We start from the raw sequence: 20,245 nt of genomic DNA, 5'->3' as shown, positions 1-20,245 counted from the left end.
TATGACAAAATTACTAAAAAATGTTCAAATGTTAAATGAACAAGGCGAATTTCAATCGACAGACATCCTAATAGAGGGTGGAAATATTAAAGAAATCGGTGCTTTAATCTCAGCTGAGGCTGTTGAAGTAATCGAAGGTAAAGGTCTTGTCGTAGCCCCAGGATTTGTAGATGTACATACTCATCTTCGTGAGCCAGGTTTTGAACATAAAGAAACGATTGCAACGGGCACAGCTTCTGCAGCAAAAGGTGGCTTCACAACAATTTGTGCAATGCCTAACACAAAGCCAGTACCAGATTCAATTGAAAATCTCGATTACATAAATAGTTTAATTGAAGATAGTGCAGTCATTCGCGTTTTACCTTATGGGTCTTTAACAGTCGCGCAATCTGGCGACAAACGCACAAACTTAACAGACTTAAAAGCACATGGAGCAGTTGCATTTTCTGATGATGGTGTTGGTGTACAAGAAGCAGCAACGATGTTTGAGCAAATGAAAGATGCAGCGAAAATTGGCATGGCAGTAGTTGCTCACTGCGAAGATAATTCATTGATCTACGATGGCGTGATGCACGAAGGTACTCGCAATCAAGAGCTAGGGTTGCCGGGAATACCATCTGTTTGCGAATCAGTGCAAATTGCTCGTGACGTTTTACTAGCTGAAGCAGCAGGTGCACATTACCATGTATGTCACGTATCAACAAAAGAATCAGTACGCGTAGTGCGCGATGCAAAAGCTGCAGGCATTAACGTAACTGCAGAGGTTTGTCCTCACCATCTTCTATTAGAAGAAATGGACATTCCATCAGATGATGCGAACTGGAAAATGAATCCACCATTACGTGCGAATGATGACTTACAAGCATTACACGAAGCATTACTTGATGGCACGATTGACTGTATCGCAACAGACCACGCACCACACACAGTTGAAGAAAAATGCTGTGGTATGGTAGGCGCACCATTCGGCATTGTCGGTTTTGAAACAGCATTCCCACTGCTGTATACAAAATTTGTTGAAACAGGTAAATGGACATTAAAACAATTAATAGATTGGATGGCCGCAAAACCAGCTGAGTTATTCAACTTACCGTATGGCAAGATAGAAGTTGGGGCATCGGCAGATTTGATCTTACTTGATCTAAATAAAGAACAAACAATTGATGCTGAAGGTTTCGTATCAAAAGGTAGAAACACACCATTCAATGGATGGTCAGCAAAAGGCTGGCCAGTTATGACAATCTTTGAAGGTAACATAGTATGGGAGGAAGCACAATGACAAATAGAAAGTTAATTTTAGAAAACGGTATTGTATTTGAAGGACAAGCATTCGGTAGTGACTTAGCATCAGACGGAGAAGTTGTATTTACAACAGGAATGACGGGTTATCAAGAAACATTGTCTGACCCATCATTTGCAGGACAAATTGTGACAATGACATACCCATTAATCGGTAACTACGGTATTAATCGTGATGATTTTGAAACAATTGACCCTGCAATAAAAGGATTCGTTGTTCGCGAATTAGCGCAAACACCATCAAATTTCCGTTGTGACACAACATTAGATGAATTCTTCAAAATGAAAAAAATCCCTGGTATTGAAGGGATTGATACAAGAAAGCTAACTCGTTTGATTCGTGAAATGGGTTCGATTAAAGCTACTTTAACAGCAGCAGGAGAAGAGGTAGATGTTGAAGAGGTAATAGCAAAGTTAAAATCAACTACATTCCCAACAAACCAAGTAGAGCAAGTTTCTACGAAAACACCATATCCAAGCCCGGGGCGAGGTAAAAAAGTTGTATTATTAGATTTCGGTATGAAGCATGGTATTTTACGCGAGTTAAACAAACGTGACTGTGATGTCGTTGTAGTTCCTTACAATATGCCAGCAGACGAAATTTTAGCTTTATATCCAGACGGTATAATGTTATCAAATGGACCTGGAGATCCGAAAGATGTGCCAGTAGCAATTGAAACAATAAAAAATCTAATCGGAAAAGTGCCAATGTTCGGTATTTGCTTAGGACACCAACTTTTCGCACTAGCATGTGGCGCAGATTCGTTCAAACTTAAATTTGGACATCGTGGTGCTAATCATCCAGTAAAAGAACTAAAAACTGGACGTACTGAACTAACTTCTCAAAACCATGGCTATGCAGTCGATCCAGCTTCACTAGAGGGAACGGGTTTAGAAGTTACTCACCTTGCATTAAATGACGGAACAATTGAAGGATTAAAACATAAAGAATACCCAGTATTCACAGTACAATATCACCCAGAAGCATCACCAGGACCAGAAGATTCAAACCACTTATTTGATGAATTCATCGAGTTAATGAATGTAGATACTAGAAAGGAGCAACACCATGCCTAAACGTCAAGATATCAAAACCATTTTAGTAATCGGGTCAGGCCCAATCGTAATCGGACAAGCTGCAGAATTCGATTATGCAGGAACACAAGCATGTCTATCATTAAAAGAAGAGGGTTACCGCGTCATTTTAATTAACTCAAACCCAGCAACAATTATGACGGATACACAAATCGCAGATAAAGTATACATCGAACCAATTACATTGGAGTTTGTATCACGTATTATACGTAAAGAACGCCCAGATGCTGTCCTACCAACTTTAGGTGGCCAAACGGGCTTAAACATGGCTATTGAATTGCATGAATCAGGTATTTTAGATGAACTAAACATTGAAATCCTTGGTACAAAACTTGATGCCATCAATAAAGCAGAAGACCGTGATTTGTTCCGTAACTTAATGTACGAATTAGGGGTTCCTGTACCAGAATCAGACATTATCCACAACTTAGAAGAAGCACACGCTTTCGTTGAAAAAATTGGTTATCCAGTAATCGTTCGTCCAGCATTTACGCTTGGCGGAACTGGCGGTGGTATTTGTTATAACGATCAAGATTTAAACGAAATCGTGACATCTGGTCTAAAATATAGCCCGGTAACACAATGTTTACTAGAAAAATCAATCGCAGGTTTTAAAGAAATCGAATATGAAGTAATGCGTGACTCTAAAGACAATGCAATCGTAGTTTGTAACATGGAAAATGTGGATCCAGTTGGGATTCATACAGGAGATTCAATTGTAGTTGCACCATCTCAAACTTTATCAGACCGTGAATATCATATGCTACGTAATGTATCGCTTAAAATCATTCGAGCACTTAAAATCGAAGGTGGTTGTAACGTTCAACTTGCCCTTGATCCACACAGCTTCAACTACTACATTATTGAAGTAAATCCACGTGTATCACGTTCATCAGCACTTGCTTCAAAAGCAACTGGTTACCCAATTGCGAAGCTTGCAGCGAAAATCGCAGTCGGTTTAACGCTAGATGAAATGATGAACCCTGTTACGGGCAAAACTTACGCTTGCTTCGAACCAGCACTAGACTATGTTGTGGCGAAAATTCCACGCTGGCCTTTCGATAAATTCGAAAATGCAAAACGTAACTTAGGTACTCAAATGAAAGCAACTGGTGAAGTAATGGCAATCGGCCGTAATTTCGAGGAAGCTATGCTAAAAGCAGTTCGTTCACTTGAAACTGGGCATAAACATATTGAAATGAAAAATCCTGAAGAGCTGTCAGATCAATGGATTGAGAAGCGTATCCGCAAAGCGGGAGATGAGCGTCTATTCTTCTTGGGAGAAGCATTGCGTCGAGGCGTGACAATCGAAACAATCCATGACTGGAGTCAAATCGATTTATTCTTCATAAATAAATTTAAAAACATTGTTGATTATGAAACTGTATTAAAAGATAATCCGCATGACAAAGCCGTATTGCGTCAAGCAAAACGTATAGGTTTTGCAGATGAAACAGTTGCGAAACTTTGGAATACAACAGAGTCTGCTATCTACGATTTCCGTAAAGAAAATGGCATTATACCAGTGTACAAAATGGTAGATACATGTGCTGCTGAATTTGAATCAGAAACACCATACTTCTACGGTACATACGAAGATGAAAATGAATCAATCAAATCAGAACGTGAATCTGTAATCGTGCTTGGATCAGGTCCAATCCGTATCGGTCAAGGGGTAGAATTTGACTACGCAACAGTACATTCTGTTTGGGCGATTAAAGAAGCAGGATACGAGGCAATTATTATTAACTCAAACCCAGAAACAGTTTCAACTGACTTCTCAATCTCTGATAAGCTTTACTTCGAGCCATTAACAATCGAAGATGTTATGCACATCATTGATCTGGAACAACCAAAAGGTGTTGTCGTACAATTTGGTGGACAAACAGCTATTAACCTAGCAGATAAACTAGAAGCAAGAGGCGTGAAAATTTTAGGAACATCACTAGATGCAATTGACCGTGCTGAATCACGCGACCGTTTCGAGGAAGCACTACACGAAATCGGTATCCCACAACCAATGGGTAAAACGGCTACTTCTGCAGAAGAAGCGATTGTTATTGCTAAGAGAATCGGATTCCCAGTTTTAGTGAGACCATCATATGTACTAGGTGGACGCGCAATGGAAATCGTTTATAACGAAGAAGAACTACAATATTACATGGAGCATGCGGTTGAAGCTAGCCCAGAGCACCCAGTATTAGTTGATAGATACCTAACTGGTACAGAAATTGAAGTAGATGCGATTTGTGACGGTGAAAACGTCTTGATCCCAGGTATTATGGAGCATATCGAACGTGCAGGTGTTCACTCAGGTGACTCGATTGCAGTATATCCACCTCAACAACTGTCTCAAAAACATATTGATACATTAACAGACTATACAACTCGTTTAGCTAAAGGGTTGGAAATCAAAGGTTTAATGAACATCCAGTATGTAATTTCTGATGACGAAGTATATGTTATCGAAGTAAACCCACGTGCATCTCGTACAGTACCGTTCTTAAGTAAAATTACGAATTTACCGATGGCGAATATTGCAACAAAAGCGATACTTGGTCAATCGATTGTGGAACAAGGTTATCCAACTGGTTTAGCGCCGATTCAACAAGGTGTTTACGTGAAAGTACCAGTATTCAGCTTTGCTAAATTGCGTCGAGTAGACATTACATTAGGACCTGAAATGAAATCAACAGGTGAAGTAATGGGTAAAGATAGTACACTAGAAAAAGCACTATATAAAGGTCTAGTAGCAGCTGGTATGGATATTAAGGATCACGGTTCAGTCTTAATGACAGTAGCGGACAAAGATAAAGACGAAGCAATTGCTTTAGCTAGACGCTTTACGAATATCGGCTATAGTATTCTAGCAACACCAGGTACAGCAAAAGCAATTGAAGAAGCAGGTCTAAAAGCAAGTGTTGTCGATAAAATCGGATCAAATGGTCCTACTTTACTAGACGTTATCCAAAATGGTGGTGCGCAATTAATCGTCAATACACTAACAAAAGGAAAACAACCCGCACGTGACGGTTTCCGTATCCGTCGTGAATCAGTAGAAAATGGGGTTCCATGCTTAACATCTCTTGATACTGCAGAGGCAATGCTTCGAGTAATCGAATCTATGACCTTTACAGCTGAAGAAATGCCTAAGCAGGAGGTGCGAGGATGATTCACCAAGAACGTATGCAAGTTGTACGCCAACAGCAAATTGCTGAGGATATTTTTGAGCTGACTTTAACAGGTCAGCTTGTCCTTGATATGAAACAACCGGGTCAATTCGTCCATGTACGTGTAACGGATACATTTGAACCTTTACTTAGAAGACCGATTAGTATCGCATCAATTGATCGTGAACTATTGCAGTTCACAATGATTTACCGAGCAGAAGGTCGTGGTACGACAATCTTATCGGCAAAACGACCAGGTGAAGAAGTGGATGTACTTGGGCCGCTAGGACATGGTTTCCCTGTAGAAGAAGTAGAGCCAGGGCAAACAGCACTTTTAGTTGGTGGTGGTATTGGCGTTCCTCCTTTGTATCAGCTCTCAAAAGAATTACATGCAAAAGGAGTACGTACGATTCACGTACTAGGATTCCAATCTGAAAACAACGTCTTTTACGAAAATGAATTTTCCGAGTTAGACGACACCTATATCGTAACTGCAGATGGTAGTCAAGGAACAAAAGGATTTGTCACAGACTTATTAAGAGATAAAGCACCAGAATTTGATGTTTTTTATAGTTGCGGACCAACTCCGATGCTAGGGGCATTAGAGCAAACTTATCCTGATAAAAAAGGATTCCTATCCTTTGAAGAACGCATGGGCTGCGGCATCGGAGCTTGCTTTGCTTGCGTATGTAATACAACAGATGCAACAGAAAAAGAATACTTGAAGATCTGTTCTGACGGTCCAGTCTTCCCGAGAGGAGTTGTGAAGCTATGAATAGATTACAAGTCGAATTACCAGGCTTATCATTAAAAAACCCAATTATCCCAGCTTCAGGCTGCTTCGGTTTTGGACAAGAATATGCACAGCTTTATGATTTATCTAAGTTAGGTGCAATAATGATTAAAGCTACGACATTGGAAACACGCTCTGGTAACCCAACACCACGAGTTGCTGAAACAGCAGCAGGAATGTTAAATGCCATTGGCTTACAAAATCCAGGTTTAGAGCATGTTTTAGCACATGAACTTCCGTGGTTAGAAAAATATGATGTGCCAATTATTGCAAATGTGGCTGGAACAGAAACGGCCGATTATGTAGCAGTAGCAGAGGCTATTTCAAAAGCACCAAATGTACATGCGTTAGAGTTGAATATTTCATGTCCAAATGTTAAATGTGGTGGGATTCAATTCGGTACAGATCCGAAATCAGCAAGTGACTTAACGGCAGCGGTAAAAGCGGTATCAGATGTACCTGTCTATGTAAAATTATCACCAAATGTAACCAATATTTCTGAAATCGCTAAAGCTGTAGAAGCAGGCGGGGCAGACGGTATTACGATGATTAATACATTAATCGGTATGCGTTTGCATCCGAAAACAGGCAAACCGATTATTGCTAACGGTACTGGAGGTTTATCAGGCCCAGCTGTTAAACCGGTAGCAATTCGTATGGTCCATGAAGTAAGCCAAAACGTTAATATTCCGATCATTGGAATGGGCGGAGTTGCAACTGCAGAGGATGTTATTGACTTCCTATCTGTAGGGGCAAGTGCTGTAGCAGTAGGTACTGCAAACTTTGTGGATCCATTCGTATGCCCAAATATTATAGAAGCATTACCACAAAAGCTAGATGAACTAGGTTATGACAAATTAACTGACGTAATTGGAAGGAGCCACCGCTAAATGAATAATAAGCCTATTATCGCGTTAGATTTTCCAGATGAACAGAAAGTAATGACATTTCTTTCTCAGTTCAATGAGCCACTATTTGTGAAGGTGGGTCTTGAGCTTTATTTACAAGAAGGGCCAGAAATCATTCGCAAAATTAAAGCACAAGGTCACGACATTTTTTTAGATTTAAAACTGCATGATATTCCAAATACGGTGAAATCAGCGATGAAGGGCTTAGCAAAACTTGGTGTGGACCTAGTCAATGTTCATGCTGCAGGCGGTTCAAATATGATGGCGGCTGCTCTTGAGGGGTTAAAAGAGGGAACTGAGGAAGGTAAACAGCGACCAGCTTTAATTGCAGTAACTCAGTTAACCTCAACGACTGAAGAGGAAATGCAAAACGAGCAACAAATCAATTTATCTTTGGGTCAATCAGTACTGCATTATTCTAAACTTGCACATTCAGCTGGTTTAGATGGTGTTGTGTGCTCTGTACTTGAAGCAAAAGCAATCAGGGAAGTATGTGGAGAAGGTTTCCTAAAAGTAACACCAGGTATTCGTATGGCTGGCGGTGCTGCACATGATCAAAAACGCGTTGCTACACCTGATTTTGCACGCCACGAAGGCTCGACGCAAATCGTTGTAGGTCGTGCTATTACACAAGCAGAAAATCCAGTTGAAGCGTACCATGCTGTACAACAATTATGGGGAGGACAACAATAATGACAATTCAAAAAGAAGTAGCACAAGGTATGTTAGAAGTAGGAGCAGTAGAACTAAGTCCGAATGATCCATTTACTTGGGCATCAGGTATTAAATCACCAATCTACTGTGATACACGTTTAACAATTTCTTTTCCAAAAGTACGTACTACAATCGCAAACGGCCTTGCAGCGCTTATTAAAGAAAACTTCCCAGAAACAGATGTAGTAGCTGGTACAGCAACGGCGGGAATTCCACATGCAGCATGGGTAAGCGACATTTTAGACTTACCGATGGTATATGTACGTTCAAAACCAAAAGACCATGGTCGTGGTAACCAAACAGAAGGAAAGCTTTCTGTAGGTCAAAAAGTAGTTGTAGTAGAAGATATTATTTCGACAGGTGGTTCTAGCATTACAGCAGTAGAAGCACTGCGTCGTGAAGGCGCTGAAGTACTTGGTGTCGTTTCAGTATATTCATATAAATTACCACGTGCTGAACAAGCTTTTGCAGAAGTGGGTGTTCCTTACTATTGCCTATCTAACTTCGAAGCACTAGTTGAAGCAGCAAAAGAATCAGGTGCTATTAATGAATCAGACATTCCAGGTTTACTGCAATGGCATGATGATTTAAAAGCCGGGAAATTAAAATAATAATACAAATATAAGTGCTTTTTAAACTAGCGAGTGAATAGAAATTCTCACTTGCTAGTTTTTTTATTGTGCAACATAAAACCGACGATGGATAAAGTTAAATTGGATGATGTGAAAATAGAGTTTGTTCCTACTTCAAGGGGGAGTATTGCATTTCTATTTACTAAGGATAGTAAAAAAAGTAGAAGACATTTCGAAAGCTTTAGAAGAATTAACAAGTGAAGGTACATTAAAAGAAATCTCAGTGAAATGGTTAGGCATTGGTGAAACGGAGAAGTAATTAAGTTAGTAAAAAGGAAAAGGATTCGCAAATAAAAATATGCGAATCCTTTTATGTGTTCTTCAAAAGAATTATTTTAACTTCATGATTAGTTCTTCATCTGGTGTTACATACAATGTCTTTTGCTCGAAGTAAATAACAAAACCAGGTTTAGAGCCATTTGGTTTCTTTACTTGACGTACCTCTGTGTAATCGACAGGTACGGATGATGATTCACGTGCTTTACTGAAATAGGCTGATAAAGTTGCTGCTTCTAATAAAGTTTGTTCATCTGGTTCAGAAGAGTGAATAACGACATGTGATCCTGGGATATCCTTCGTATGCATCCAAATTTCAGATTTACGTGCGATTTTAAATGTTAAATAATCATTTTGTTTATTGTTTTTACCAACTGAAATATCAATTCCTGTAGAAGATTTGAACTTTTCTGGAGTTGGTTTTGTTGGCTTTTTACGTCGTTTTGAAGCGCGTAATTTCAAGTAGCCTTGTTCCGCTAACTCTTCACGAATTTCTTCTATATCAGCAGGCGCAGCTTGTTGTACTTGTTGCGATAGCATTTCAAAGTAGGCTAGATCTTCTTGCGTTTTATCGAGTTGCTCTTGCACCATAATAAGTGCGTTTTTCGCCTTGTTGTACTTTGTATAGTAGCTCTGTGCATTTTCAACTGGTGTTTTCCGTTCGCTAATAGGGATCGTGATTTCCTCACTGTCCTCACTATAATAATTAACAACAGTAACTTCTTTTTGCCCTTTTTCAAAAGCATACAAGTTAGCCATTAATAACTCACCGGATAATTGAAATTGGTCTAAATTGTTTGCTCGATCTAAATCTTTTTGGAGTTTTTTTAACTTTAATTTAAGTTTGCTAATTTCGTTTTGTAACCAGCGTTCTAAATCACCAGCTTGTTGTTTAACGCGGTCTCGCTCAGCTCTTGCAAAGAATACCCGATCCAGTAGAGTGCTAAGGTTTGGGTAGCTTGTGTGCTCACCTTCTAAATGTGTTAATTTCACTGGTGAAAAATATGATTTCCCCTTTATTTCGGCGTAGGTTGGTGAATTCCCTCCAATTTCAAATTCTTCAATAAATAATGAGAAGAGGTCAGCGATCGGTTGCCCTGTAGTTTCACTTCTGTATAACAATTCAGTAGCGTGTAAGGGAGAGAAGCCTGTAAAATGCTGGACTACTTCTTGTGTGTTTTTTTCTTCAGCAAAGAAAAGTTGTAATGATTCCATGCTTACCGTTTTAGGGTCTTCCTTATCTTGTTCTGGTGGTGCGATAAAAGGTTGACCAGGTAAAACTGTACGGTAACTATTCATTGCAGGTGGTAGATGCTTTAAGCTATCAACGATTTTGTCTGTTTCTTTGTCAACTAAAATTAAATTGCTATGGCGTCCCATGATTTCAGCGTGCAATTCCCTCGTGATTGGGTCACCAATTTCATTTTTACTAGCAATTTTAAAGATGAGGACGCGGTCAGCTCCTTGTTGTTGGATTGATTCAATAAATCCACCTTCAATATGTTTACGGAGTAACGAGCAAAACATAGGTGGTTCTGGCGGGTTTTCAATTGTTTGTTCTGTGATATGAACACGTGCATAAGAAGGGTGGATTGAAAATAGTAATTTGTGATTTCCACCATTGGCACGTATATGTAAAATAATTTCTTGAGAGTTCGGTTGATGCACTTTCGCGATTCGGCCAGTTACTAACTGTTGTAGCTCTTTCGCCATTGCGATTGTAAATAAACCATCATAAGCCATAAGTAATTCCTCTTTCAAATCGTTTTGTTCTATCTTAACATTTTTTTCGTTTATATAGGTAAGTATAGGATTTGTAAAATGTAGTTCTTCGTGACTAATGCCTATCGATATTAATCATTTTTTTTGCTCCATTAAGTGAACTTCTAGCAAATCTGCAAGGCAAAACTTGTTTTCATATGTTATAATTAAAAATCAGTATGCAAAGAAGGATGTGACTGACCTTGGTGCGTAGTATGACTGGATTTGGCAGGGGTGTCACAACAACGGAACAATTTCAGCTTACTGTAGAAATTCGATCGGTAAATCATCGTTTTTTAGAAGTTACGACACGTTTTCCGAAAGAGTGGATGGAAGCGGAAGTTCATACAAAAAAATTGCTTTCCTCATTAGTTTCAAGAGGTAAGTTAGATGTTTCCGTATATGTGAAAGAATTGTCACAGCAACAGCAAGTTGTACAAGTGAATTGGCCTCTAGTCAATGCTTATAAAGAAGCAAGAGAAGAATTGCAAAAACAGATATTGCTCGACGAAAAGTGGTCGATGACAGAACTTTTGAGTTTAGAGCAAGCATTAACTGTCAAAGTGCAAGAGACATCAAAAGAAGAAATTTTAACAGCTGTTGATCAAGCTGTACAACAAGCTGCAAATGCACTGATCCAAATGCGCGAAAGAGAAGGTCAGGAATTGCAAGAAGCGGTAGTAGGTTTTAAAACGGATTTAGCAGAGCAAATTGAGTTGATTCGTAAAGTGGCCGATCAAGCCGTGCAAAAGTATCGCGATAAGCTCGTTACAAGAATTGCAGAGCTTACAGACATTAGCGCATTAGAAGAACGATTATTAGCAGAGGTTGCAATTTTTGCTGAAAAAGCAGATATTGCTGAGGAATTAGACCGTTTATCAAGTCATTTTGCCCAACTTGATGAAACGCTTCAAGATAATGTTTCTATCGGAAGAAAACTCGATTTCTTATTGCAAGAAATTCATCGTGAAATTAATACAATTGGTTCTAAAAACCAATCTGTTGAAGCTTCAGCTGCGGTTGTCCAAGCAAAAACGATTCTTGAAAAAATGCGAGAACAAGTTCAAAATATTGAATAATTGTGTTTACTAAATGTACTATTAATATATTGTAATGATGAGGGAGAAAGCATGAGAAGAGAACGTGGATTATTAATTGTCCTATCTGGCCCTTCAGGTGTCGGAAAAGGTACTGTACGAAAAGCACTTTTTTCACAACCAGATACTAATTATGAGTATTCTATTTCCATGACTACACGTCTACCACGTGAAGGCGAAGTTGATGGTGTTGATTACTTCTTTAAATCAACAGAGGAATTCGAAAGTTTAATCGAACAAGGACAACTCCTTGAATATGCTAAATATGTAGGGAACTATTACGGCACACCTCTAGAATATGTAAACAAAACATTAGATGCTGGACGCGATGTGTTTTTAGAAATTGAAGTACAAGGTGCAGCTCAAATTCGTGACAAGGTTCCTGATGGTTTATTCATCTTCCTTGCGCCACCTAGCATTTCAGCATTACAGCAACGTTTAGTTGGGCGTGGTACTGAAACAGAAGATGTGATTGCAACGCGTATTGCTGCTGCAAATCAAGAATTAGAAATGATGAATTTGTACGATTATGTCGTTGAGAACGATGAAGTACAATTAGCTTGTGATCGTGTCAATGCAATCGTAGTTGCGGAACATTGTCGACGTGAAAGAGTAGAAAAACAATACTTAGCTATGCTGAGAGGAGAATAATTAGATGTTATACCCATCTGTTGACGTATTAAAACAAAAAATCGATTCAAAATATTCATTAGTTAGCCTTGCTTCAAAAAGAGCACGTGCAATGCAAGAAGGTAGTGACTATAGACTTTCATCTTATAAATCACATAAGAATGTAGGTAAAGCACTAGAAGAAGTTTCTGCTGGCGTTTTAAGTCAAGTAGCTCAAGACGAATCAGCTATTTACGAAGACGAAGTTTAATGACATGACAACGTAGAAGCTCCCGAGGAAATTAACATTTCTTTGGGAGCTTGTCGTTTTGAAAGGAAGAAAAAAATGCTTGCAAATAAAAACATTTTACTTTGTGTTTCAGGCGGAATCGCCGTCTACAAAGCAGTAGCATTAGTGAGTAAATTATCTCAAGCTGGTGCAAATGTGAAAGTAATGATGACTGAATCTGCAACACGTTTTGTAACACCTTTAAGCTTTCAAGTAATGTCTAAAAATGATGTTTATACAGACACTTTTGATGAAAAAGATTCGAGTGTTATTGCACATATCGATTTAGCGGATTGGGCGGATTTAATCATCGTAGCTCCGGCAACTGCAAATGTAATTGGTAAACTTGCAAATGGCATTGCAGATGATATGGTAACAACCACATTATTAGCAACAACTGCAAAAGTGTGGATTGCACCTGCAATGAATGTTCATATGTATGATAATCTTGCAGTTAAACGAAATATTGCCCAATTAGCTAAAGATGGCTATGAATTTATTGAACCATCTGAGGGCTTTTTAGCTTGCGGATATGTAGGTAAAGGTCGTTTAGAAGAACCAGAGAAAATTACAGCACTAGCTGCGCAGTTTTTCGAACCTAAAAACGAACTTTTAAAAGGAAAGAAAGTTGTAATTTCTGCAGGACCAACGCGTGAAAGAATTGATCCTGTACGTTATTTAACTAATTTCTCAACTGGGAAAATGGGCTATGCTATGGCTGCAGCAGCACTTGAATTAGGTGCAGAAACTGTACTTGTATCAGGTTCGGTAGCAATTGAGCCTCCAGCTGGTGTAAGGGTTGTTCATGTGGAAAGTGCCGAGGACATGCTCCAAGCTATGTTAGCCGAATATGATGACGCCAATATTGTTGTAAAAACTGCAGCGGTAGCGGATTATCGTCCAAAAACGGCACATATGCAAAAAATGAAAAAACAGCCAGGTGATGCGATTATTGAATTAGAACGCACCACTGATATTTTACTAACATTAGGGGAACGTAAAAAAGATCAATTATTAATTGGCTTTGCAGCAGAAACCAATGATGTATTAAAGTATGCAAAAGGTAAGCTAGAAAAGAAAAACGCAAACTATATTGTTGCTAATGATGTAACTCAAGATGGAGCAGGCTTCGGCACTGATACAAATACGGTTACACTCGTTGGTCATAATGATTTCGAAAAAACATTCGTTCATCTTCCTAAAAAAGAATTGGCACTTGAGTTGTTCAAAACCATTTTAACAAGGGAAGAAATGTTATTGTGATTGCGCAAGTCATCGTAGATGTAGCGGCATATCCAGTGGATCGACCGTTTGACTACGCTGTTCCAGATGAATGGCAAGCACTTGTAGAAGCTGGATGTCGTGTAAAAGTACCATTTGGCCCTCGCAATGTGCTCGGTTTCATCACTGCTTTAAAGGAAGAAACGGATGTTCCACAAGGTAAACTAAAACCACTATCACAGTTACTCGATATTGAACCTGTTTTAACAGGTGAAATGCTACAGCTTGCCCAGTGGATGACAAAACAGACTTTATGCTTTGAAATTGATGCATTACAAGTGATGTTACCCTCCGCGTTACGGGCGAAATACGAAAAAACCATTCATCTCACAGGCCCACTAGATGACCTGCCAGCTGAATTACAAAATCTTTTTGGCAATAAATCATCGATTCCATATAAAAAAGTAGAAGTTGCTGGACTTCTGAAATCATTGAAATATAGTATTGGACAAGGAATTGTCCAAATAAAAACAGTCGTCAAACAACAAGGTCAAGTAAAGGCTGTCCGAAAGTTGAAAATTTTGGATGATGAAGTGAAGTTACAGCAAATTGCCGCTGATATTCCAAAAAGAGCGAAAAAGCAAGTTATGGTCGCTGAATGGATGGTGGATCACAAAGGTGCGGTTTTGACACCTGAAGAACTTTGTCAAACCTTAGATATTACAACTGCAGTTCTTAATGCATTAATTGAAAAAGGGGCTGCCACGTATATTCAAGAAGAAGTGTACCGAGACCCATTTACAAAGAATGCAGTGAAGACGAAGCCGCTTGCACTGACTGATGAACAAGAAGTAGCACTTCAGCAAATATTAACAGCGATGAAAAATAAACTACCGACAACGTTTTTACTGCATGGCATTACAGGAAGTGGGAAAACGGAAGTTTATTTACAAGCTATTCAAAGTACTCTTGAAAAAGGGAAAGAAGCGATTGTACTCGTCCCTGAAATTTCTTTAACACCTCAAATGTCGGAGCGTTTTCGCTCGCGTTTTGGAGAACTAGTCGCTGTACTTCATAGCGGCCTATCGAAAGGCGAAAAATATGATGAATGGCGAAAGATTCAAAGAGGGGAAGTAAAGGTTGTAGTCGGCGCTCGGTCAGCTGTTTTTGCCCCTTTCACAAATGTAGGTTTATTTATATTGGATGAAGAGCATGAGTCAACTTATAAGCAAGAGGACTCACCGCGTTATCATGCACGGGACGTAGCTATTTGGCGTAGTGAATTTCATCAATGTCCTGTCATATTAGGTAGTGCAACTCCTTCTTTAGAATCTTTTGCTAGAGCAAAGAAGCAAGTGTACACATTATTGACACTGAAAAAACGTGCAATGCAGCAATCCTTGCCAACAGTTGAAATTATCGATATGCGTGAACAATTAAAAAATGGGAATCGTTCAATGTTCTCTGAGGAATTAGCAGAAGCAATTCGTATTCGACTTGAAAAAAAAGAGCAGATGGTATTATTCCTTAATCGTAGGGGATTTTCTTCCTTTGTGTTATGCAGAGATTGTGGTACGGTTGTTCAATGTAAAAACTGTGATATTTCTATGACCTATCACCGCTCTCAAGAAAAACTGAAATGTCACTATTGTGGCTATGAAGAACACGTGCCACATGAATGCCCTGAATGTCAAAGTGAACATATTCGATTTTTCGGTACTGGAACGCAAAAGGTTGAAAGTGAAATATATAAGTTCTTTCCTGAAGCAAGAGTACTTCGTATGGATGTTGATACAACGAGACAAAAGGGTTCTCATGAACGTATTTTAGATGCTTTTGGTCGTGGAGAAGCTGATATTTTACTAGGAACACAGATGATTGCGAAGGGGCTTGATTTTCCGAATATTACGTTGGTTGGTGTTCTGAGTGCCGATACTTCATTAAATTTACCGGACTTTAGAGCTGCGGAGCGTACATTTCAATTACTTACACAAGTAAGTGGTCGTGCAGGACGTCATGATAAACCTGGAGAAGTGTTTATCCAAACATATACACCGGAGCACTATGCAATCGAACTTTCAAAAGAACAAGATTATGAACCATTTTATGTGCAGGAAATGCAAATGAGACAGCGTTTCGCCTATCCACCGTATTATTATGTCGTACTTATTCAAGTGACGCATGAAGATGTGCTGATGGCAGCAGAATATGCAGGTAAGGCAGTAGATTGGTTACGGATGCAACTATCACAAAATGTAGGTATTATTGGTCCGACGGCAGCGTCTATTAGTCGGGTGCAAAATAGATATCGTTATCAATGTTTGATAAAATATAAAAAAGAGCCCAATTTAACGGCTACTTTACAACAATTAATTCGCATGTATCGAACAGACTGGGTGAAAAAAGGTATTCAATTAACAGTTGATTTAGATCCTTCATCCATTTAGATATAATCGCAAGAAAAGAGGGTATTATGGCATTATTAGAAATTGTAAAAAATCCAGCAAAAGTGTTAGAAACTAAAGCAGCGCCTGTTACTAAATTTGATGCAGAGCTAGCAAAATTACTTGATGATATGTATGATACTATGCTTGAGAATGATGGTGTAGGCATCGCAGCACCTCAAGTAAATAAAAGCATACAAGCGGCAGTTGTAGAAATGGGCGAGGAAAGAGCCATTCTTGAAATCATTAATCCAACGATTTTAGCTACAGATGGTTCTGCTATTGAGATTGAAGGATGTTTGAGTTTTCCAGAACTTTATGGCGATGTAGAACGTCCTGATTATGTCCATATTAAAGCACAAGACCGTAATGGAGAGTGGTATGAAGTTGAGGCAGCCGGTTTTGACGCACGTGTGATTCAACATGAAATTGACCATTTGTTTGGTGTGTTATTTGATAAAAAAATTACGCGTGTTTATACGCTTGAAGAATTAGATGAAATGGCCGAAGCAGAGGAGGAACAGGAATGATTTCCATTGTCTTTATGGGGACACCTGCCTTTTCGGTACCGGTTTTGCGTATGCTTCATGAAGAAGGGTACGATATTAAAGCTGTCGTAACACAACCGGATCGTCCTGTTGGTCGTAAACGTGTGTTAACGCCACCACCTGTCAAAGAAGAGGCTGTTCGTTTAGGGTTACCGGTAATTCAACCAGAGAAACTTCGTGGATCTGAAGAGTTGCAAGAAATCATCGCTTTAAATCCTGATTTAATCGTAACAGCGGCTTTCGGTCAAATTTTACCGAAGGAACTATTGGATACACCGAAACTTGGTTGTGTGAATGTTCATGCTTCATTATTACCAGCTTATCGAGGTGGAGCACCAATTCATCAATGCTTAATCGATGGACAAGAAAAAACAGGTGTTACGATAATGTATATGGCAGTTAAACTTGATGCAGGTGATATTATTTCACAAGCAGAACTCACAATTGATGAGCAAGATCATACTGGCCTATTGTTTGATAAATTAAGTATTATTGGTCGCGACCTACTAAAAGAAACGTTACCGTCTATTATCGATGGCACTAATGCTCGCATCCCGCAAGATGAAGAAAAAGTGACATTTGCTCATAATATTTCACGTGAACAGGAGCTAGTCAATTGGCAGCAAAATAGCACAGAAATTTATAACCAAGTAAGAGGTTTACATCCTTGGCCGGTAGCGTATACGAAATTGAATGGCGATAATGTGAAAATTTGGTGGGCGCAAAAGTCGGATAAAAAACATAACGAAGTACCTGGTACTGTTATTGCTATTGATAAAGAATATTTTACAGTTGCAACAGGTAACGGAGAAGCCATTAATATTTTAGATTTACAGCCAGCTGGCAAAAAGCGTATGACTGCGATGGATTACTTAAGGGGTACCGGGTCAAAATTACAGATTGGGGACCGTTTTGAATGACAAAAAAGAAAGATAAAATTTGGGATGGTAATGTTCGCGACGCAGCATTAACTATTCTTCTTGCAGTAGATAAACAGCAAGCATATAGTAATTTACTTCTTCATCAAACAATTGAAAAATATAATATTAAGCCGAAAGACCGTGCTCTTTTGACGGAGATTACTTACGGTACACTTCAATACAAAATGACTTTAGATTATTATTTAGAGCCATTTGTACGTGGGAAATTGGATGATTGGGTGAGATGGTTACTACGCCTGTCTTTATATCAAATTGCATACCTATCGAAAATTCCTGATCATGCAGCAGTAAATGAAGCCGTTGAGATAGCAAAACACCGAGCACGCCATCAAGGTGTCTCTAAAACAGTAAACGGCATTTTACGTTCGGTCTTACGTGACGGAATTAGAGATACGACGGAAATAAAAGATCCGATTGAACGACTTTCTATTGAAACGAGTCACCCGATCTGGTTAGTACGCCGTTATGTAGAAGCTTACGGCATTCAAAAAACATCTGATATGCTGTTTGAAAATAATCTACCTCCACAACAAACTATTCGTGTAAATACAGCAAAAGTAACAACAGACCAAGCGCTTGAAAGCTTGTGGGGCGAAAAATTTGAAGTTGTACGTAGTAAAGTGTTACCAGAATGCTTGCATTTATTAACGGGTCAAGCTGCTCGTACAGAATCATACAAAAATGGTTTGATTACCATACAAGATGAAAGCTCTATGATTCCGGCTTACGCTTTGCAAGTAGAGCCAGGAATGAGAGTTTTAGATATGTGTGCGGCACCAGGTGGTAAAACAACACATATTGCTGAGAAAATGAAAAACGAAGGCGAGTTAATCGCAACTGATTTACATGATCATAAACTAAAACTTATAAAGAGCAATGCAGAACGTCTTGGTCTAACTGTTATTGACGCAAAAGTTTTAGACGGTCGAAAAGCAACTGAGCAATTTGAAAAGCAGTCATTTGATCGTATTTTAGTCGATGCACCGTGTAGTGGATTAGGAGTTATTAGACGTAAACCGGATATTAAATATACGAAAAAAGAAGAAGATTTCTCATCACTACAACCAATACAATTACAATTACTGGATTCAGCCTATGAATTATTAAAAAATGAAGGCAAAATGGTTTACAGTACTTGTACAGTTGATAAAATTGAGAACGATGGAACTGTTTCTGCATTTTTAGAGAAACATCCGGATATGGAACTTGAACCTGTACCGAATGTGCCAGACGTACTCAAAGAACTTCAAACAAACGGAATGATGCAAGTCTTTCCACAAGACTTTAGCAGTGATGGCTTTTTCGTTGCTGCCTTTAGAAAAAAAGGAGAATTTACAAACTAATGGATCAAGAAATACAAAAACCAGTAAGAGTTAAAAAAGAAAAACCACAATTACGCCAATCGATTTATTCATTATTACCAGAAGAAATGCAAACTTGGTTAAAGGACAACGGTGAAAAACCGTTCCGTGCAGGCCAAATTTTTGACTGGTTATATATAAAACGTGTAACAACATTCGATGAAATGTCTAACTTATCAAAAGAATTACGTGATAAATTAGCTGCTGACTTTGAACTTAGTACATTAAGTACTTTAATCAAACAAGAATCTAAAGATGGTACCATCAAGTTCTTGTTCCAATTACAAGATGGCTATTCAATTGAAACTGTGTTAATGCGTCATGAATATGGGAACTCTGTTTGTGTAACGACACAAGTAGGGTGTCGTATCGGATGTTCATTCTGTGCATCTACTTTAGGAGGATTAAAGCGTCATTTATTAGCTGGTGAAATTGTTGAGCAAGTTGTCAACGTTCAAAAAGCATTAGATGAAGTTGGCGAACGTGTGAGTCATGTCGTGATTATGGGAATCGGTGAACCGTTTGATAACTACGATGCCATGATGAGCTTCTTAAAAGTCATCAATCATGAAAAAGGATTGAACATTGGTGCGCGCCATATCACAGTATCAACTAGTGGTATTATTCCTTCAATTTATAAATTTGCAGATGAACAATTACAAATTAATTTTGCCTTGTCATTACATGCACCTAACCAAGAATTGCGTCTACGTTTGATGCCAATTGCAAAAGCGTACAAATTACCAGATCTAATTGAAGCAATTCGTTATTACACTGAGAAAACAGGTCGTCGAGTTAGTTTTGAATATGGTCTATTTGGCGGAGTCAATGACCAAGTAGAACATGCTGAAGAATTAGCAAGATTAATCAAAGGTATTAAATGTCACGTGAACTTGATTCCAGTAAACTATGTTCCAGAACGTGACTATGTACGTACACCGAAAAATGATATTTTCTCTTTTGAAAAAACATTAAAAAATCATGGTGTTAATGTAACGATTCGACGCGAGCACGGTTCAGATATTGATGCTGCATGTGGTCAATTACGTGCGAAGGAGAGAAAGCAAGAAACGACGAATTAATGGGG

General features: G+C 38.8%; 18 protein-coding genes. 17 read left to right on the top strand and 1 reads right to left on the bottom strand.

Annotation, left to right across the window (positions count from 1 at the left end; all coding sequences use genetic code 11):
* Position 1 precedes the first annotated feature (1 nt).
* From pyrC to AC3IS5_RS16075, 8 genes are all read left to right on the top strand, one after another.
* On the top strand, positions 2–1,279 hold the full coding sequence (gene pyrC / locus AC3IS5_RS16110) for a dihydroorotase (protein ID WP_489425301.1): 1,278 nt from the start codon (positions 2–4) through the stop codon (positions 1,277–1,279).
* On the top strand, positions 1,276–2,376 hold the full coding sequence (locus tag AC3IS5_RS16105; protein WP_489425300.1) for a carbamoyl phosphate synthase small subunit: 1,101 nt from the start codon (positions 1,276–1,278) through the stop codon (positions 2,374–2,376). Before pyrC ends, AC3IS5_RS16105 begins: the two co-directional genes overlap by 4 nt.
* Positions 2,369–5,566, top strand: a complete 3,198-nt coding sequence (gene carB / locus AC3IS5_RS16100) for a carbamoyl-phosphate synthase large subunit (protein WP_489425299.1) — start codon at positions 2,369–2,371, stop codon at positions 5,564–5,566. Before AC3IS5_RS16105 ends, carB begins: the two co-directional genes overlap by 8 nt.
* Positions 5,563–6,339, top strand: a complete 777-nt coding sequence (locus AC3IS5_RS16095; RefSeq protein ID WP_489425298.1) for a dihydroorotate dehydrogenase electron transfer subunit — start codon at positions 5,563–5,565, stop codon at positions 6,337–6,339. The genes carB and AC3IS5_RS16095 overlap by 4 nt, the downstream gene beginning before the upstream one ends.
* Positions 6,336–7,247, top strand: coding sequence for a dihydroorotate dehydrogenase (locus tag AC3IS5_RS16090; RefSeq protein WP_489425297.1), 912 nt, complete (start codon positions 6,336–6,338; stop codon positions 7,245–7,247). The genes AC3IS5_RS16095 and AC3IS5_RS16090 overlap by 4 nt, the downstream gene beginning before the upstream one ends.
* Positions 7,248–7,958, top strand: a complete 711-nt coding sequence (pyrF, locus tag AC3IS5_RS16085; protein WP_489425296.1) for an orotidine-5'-phosphate decarboxylase — start codon at positions 7,248–7,250, stop codon at positions 7,956–7,958.
* Positions 7,958–8,590, top strand: a complete 633-nt coding sequence (pyrE, locus tag AC3IS5_RS16080) for an orotate phosphoribosyltransferase (protein WP_489425295.1) — start codon at positions 7,958–7,960, stop codon at positions 8,588–8,590. The genes pyrF and pyrE overlap by 1 nt, the downstream gene beginning before the upstream one ends.
* 148 nt (positions 8,591–8,738) lie before the next feature.
* Positions 8,739–8,870, top strand: a complete 132-nt coding sequence (locus AC3IS5_RS16075) for a hypothetical protein (protein ID WP_489425294.1) — start codon at positions 8,739–8,741, stop codon at positions 8,868–8,870.
* Positions 8,871–8,941: 71 nt separating this feature from the next.
* Here the strand turns inward: AC3IS5_RS16075 and AC3IS5_RS16070 are convergent, their stop codons facing one another.
* Positions 8,942–10,630, bottom strand: coding sequence for an Rqc2 family fibronectin-binding protein (locus tag AC3IS5_RS16070; protein ID WP_489425293.1), 1,689 nt, complete (start codon positions 10,628–10,630; stop codon positions 8,942–8,944).
* 221 nt (positions 10,631–10,851) lie between these two features.
* Here AC3IS5_RS16070 and AC3IS5_RS16065 point away from each other — a divergent pair, with 221 nt between their 5' ends.
* The 9 genes from AC3IS5_RS16065 (at position 10,852) to rlmN (ending at position 20,240) form a co-directional block, all read left to right on the top strand.
* Entirely contained in the window at positions 10,852–11,727 is an 876-nt protein-coding gene (locus AC3IS5_RS16065) for a YicC/YloC family endoribonuclease (protein ID WP_430355428.1), read from the top strand.
* Positions 11,728–11,778: 51 nt separating this feature from the next.
* Positions 11,779–12,396 (top strand): guanylate kinase, encoded by a 618-nt coding sequence (gene gmk / locus AC3IS5_RS16060; protein WP_038183944.1) that lies wholly within the window; start codon positions 11,779–11,781, stop codon positions 12,394–12,396.
* A gap of 4 nt (positions 12,397–12,400) precedes the next feature.
* Positions 12,401–12,625 carry a DNA-directed RNA polymerase subunit omega gene (gene rpoZ / locus AC3IS5_RS16055; RefSeq protein WP_038183947.1) on the top strand — a complete coding sequence of 75 codons (225 nt, stop codon included), beginning with the start codon at positions 12,401–12,403 and terminating at the stop codon, positions 12,623–12,625.
* Between the two features lie 75 nt (positions 12,626–12,700).
* Entirely contained in the window at positions 12,701–13,906 is a 1,206-nt protein-coding gene (gene coaBC, locus AC3IS5_RS16050; RefSeq protein WP_489425292.1) for a bifunctional phosphopantothenoylcysteine decarboxylase/phosphopantothenate--cysteine ligase CoaBC, read from the top strand.
* Complete coding sequence (gene priA, locus AC3IS5_RS16045; RefSeq protein ID WP_489425291.1) at positions 13,903–16,311, top strand: primosomal protein N'; 2,409 nt, start codon at positions 13,903–13,905, stop codon at positions 16,309–16,311. The genes coaBC and priA overlap by 4 nt, the downstream gene beginning before the upstream one ends.
* A gap of 26 nt (positions 16,312–16,337) precedes the next feature.
* The gene (gene def / locus AC3IS5_RS16040; RefSeq protein WP_489425290.1) at positions 16,338–16,838 is read left to right on the top strand and encodes a peptide deformylase; all 501 of its coding nucleotides are present in this window, start codon (positions 16,338–16,340) and stop codon (positions 16,836–16,838) included.
* On the top strand, positions 16,835–17,776 hold the full coding sequence (fmt, locus tag AC3IS5_RS16035; RefSeq protein WP_489425289.1) for a methionyl-tRNA formyltransferase: 942 nt from the start codon (positions 16,835–16,837) through the stop codon (positions 17,774–17,776). Before def ends, fmt begins: the two co-directional genes overlap by 4 nt.
* A complete protein-coding gene (rsmB, locus tag AC3IS5_RS16030) occupies positions 17,773–19,140 on the top strand; it encodes a 16S rRNA (cytosine(967)-C(5))-methyltransferase RsmB (protein WP_489425288.1) in 1,368 nt (455 codons plus the stop codon). Before fmt ends, rsmB begins: the two co-directional genes overlap by 4 nt.
* Positions 19,140–20,240: a dual-specificity RNA methyltransferase RlmN gene (rlmN, locus tag AC3IS5_RS16025; protein WP_053417504.1), complete on the top strand. Its 1,101-nt coding sequence runs from the start codon at positions 19,140–19,142 to the stop codon at positions 20,238–20,240. Before rsmB ends, rlmN begins: the two co-directional genes overlap by 1 nt.
* Positions 20,241–20,245: the final 5 nt, after the last annotated feature.

The sequence above is a fragment of the Viridibacillus sp. KH_047 genome (genome assembly GCF_057838945.1).
The sequence above is the reverse complement of the archived record's forward strand: the minus strand, read 5'-3'. Positions and strand labels throughout refer to the sequence as shown.

Coding starts and splice junctions, on each gene's coding strand:
- fmt (WP_489425289.1), top strand. CDS start 16,835: ATGATTTCCATTGTCTTTATGGGGACACCTGCCTTTTCGGTACCGGTT.
- AC3IS5_RS16070 (WP_489425293.1), bottom strand. CDS start 10,630: ATGGCTTATGATGGTTTATTTACAATCGCAATGGCGAAAGAGCTACAA.
- rpoZ (WP_038183947.1), top strand. CDS start 12,401: ATGTTATACCCATCTGTTGACGTATTAAAACAAAAAATCGATTCAAAA.
- def (WP_489425290.1), top strand. CDS start 16,338: ATGGCATTATTAGAAATTGTAAAAAATCCAGCAAAAGTGTTAGAAACT.
- gmk (WP_038183944.1), top strand. CDS start 11,779: ATGAGAAGAGAACGTGGATTATTAATTGTCCTATCTGGCCCTTCAGGT.
- pyrE (WP_489425295.1), top strand. CDS start 7,958: ATGACAATTCAAAAAGAAGTAGCACAAGGTATGTTAGAAGTAGGAGCA.
- rsmB (WP_489425288.1), top strand. CDS start 17,773: ATGACAAAAAAGAAAGATAAAATTTGGGATGGTAATGTTCGCGACGCA.
- AC3IS5_RS16105 (WP_489425300.1), top strand. CDS start 1,276: ATGACAAATAGAAAGTTAATTTTAGAAAACGGTATTGTATTTGAAGGA.
- coaBC (WP_489425292.1), top strand. CDS start 12,701: ATGCTTGCAAATAAAAACATTTTACTTTGTGTTTCAGGCGGAATCGCC.
- AC3IS5_RS16095 (WP_489425298.1), top strand. CDS start 5,563: ATGATTCACCAAGAACGTATGCAAGTTGTACGCCAACAGCAAATTGCT.
- carB (WP_489425299.1), top strand. CDS start 2,369: ATGCCTAAACGTCAAGATATCAAAACCATTTTAGTAATCGGGTCAGGC.
- pyrF (WP_489425296.1), top strand. CDS start 7,248: ATGAATAATAAGCCTATTATCGCGTTAGATTTTCCAGATGAACAGAAA.
- rlmN (WP_053417504.1), top strand. CDS start 19,140: ATGGATCAAGAAATACAAAAACCAGTAAGAGTTAAAAAAGAAAAACCA.
- AC3IS5_RS16090 (WP_489425297.1), top strand. CDS start 6,336: ATGAATAGATTACAAGTCGAATTACCAGGCTTATCATTAAAAAACCCA.
- pyrC (WP_489425301.1), top strand. CDS start 2: ATGACAAAATTACTAAAAAATGTTCAAATGTTAAATGAACAAGGCGAA.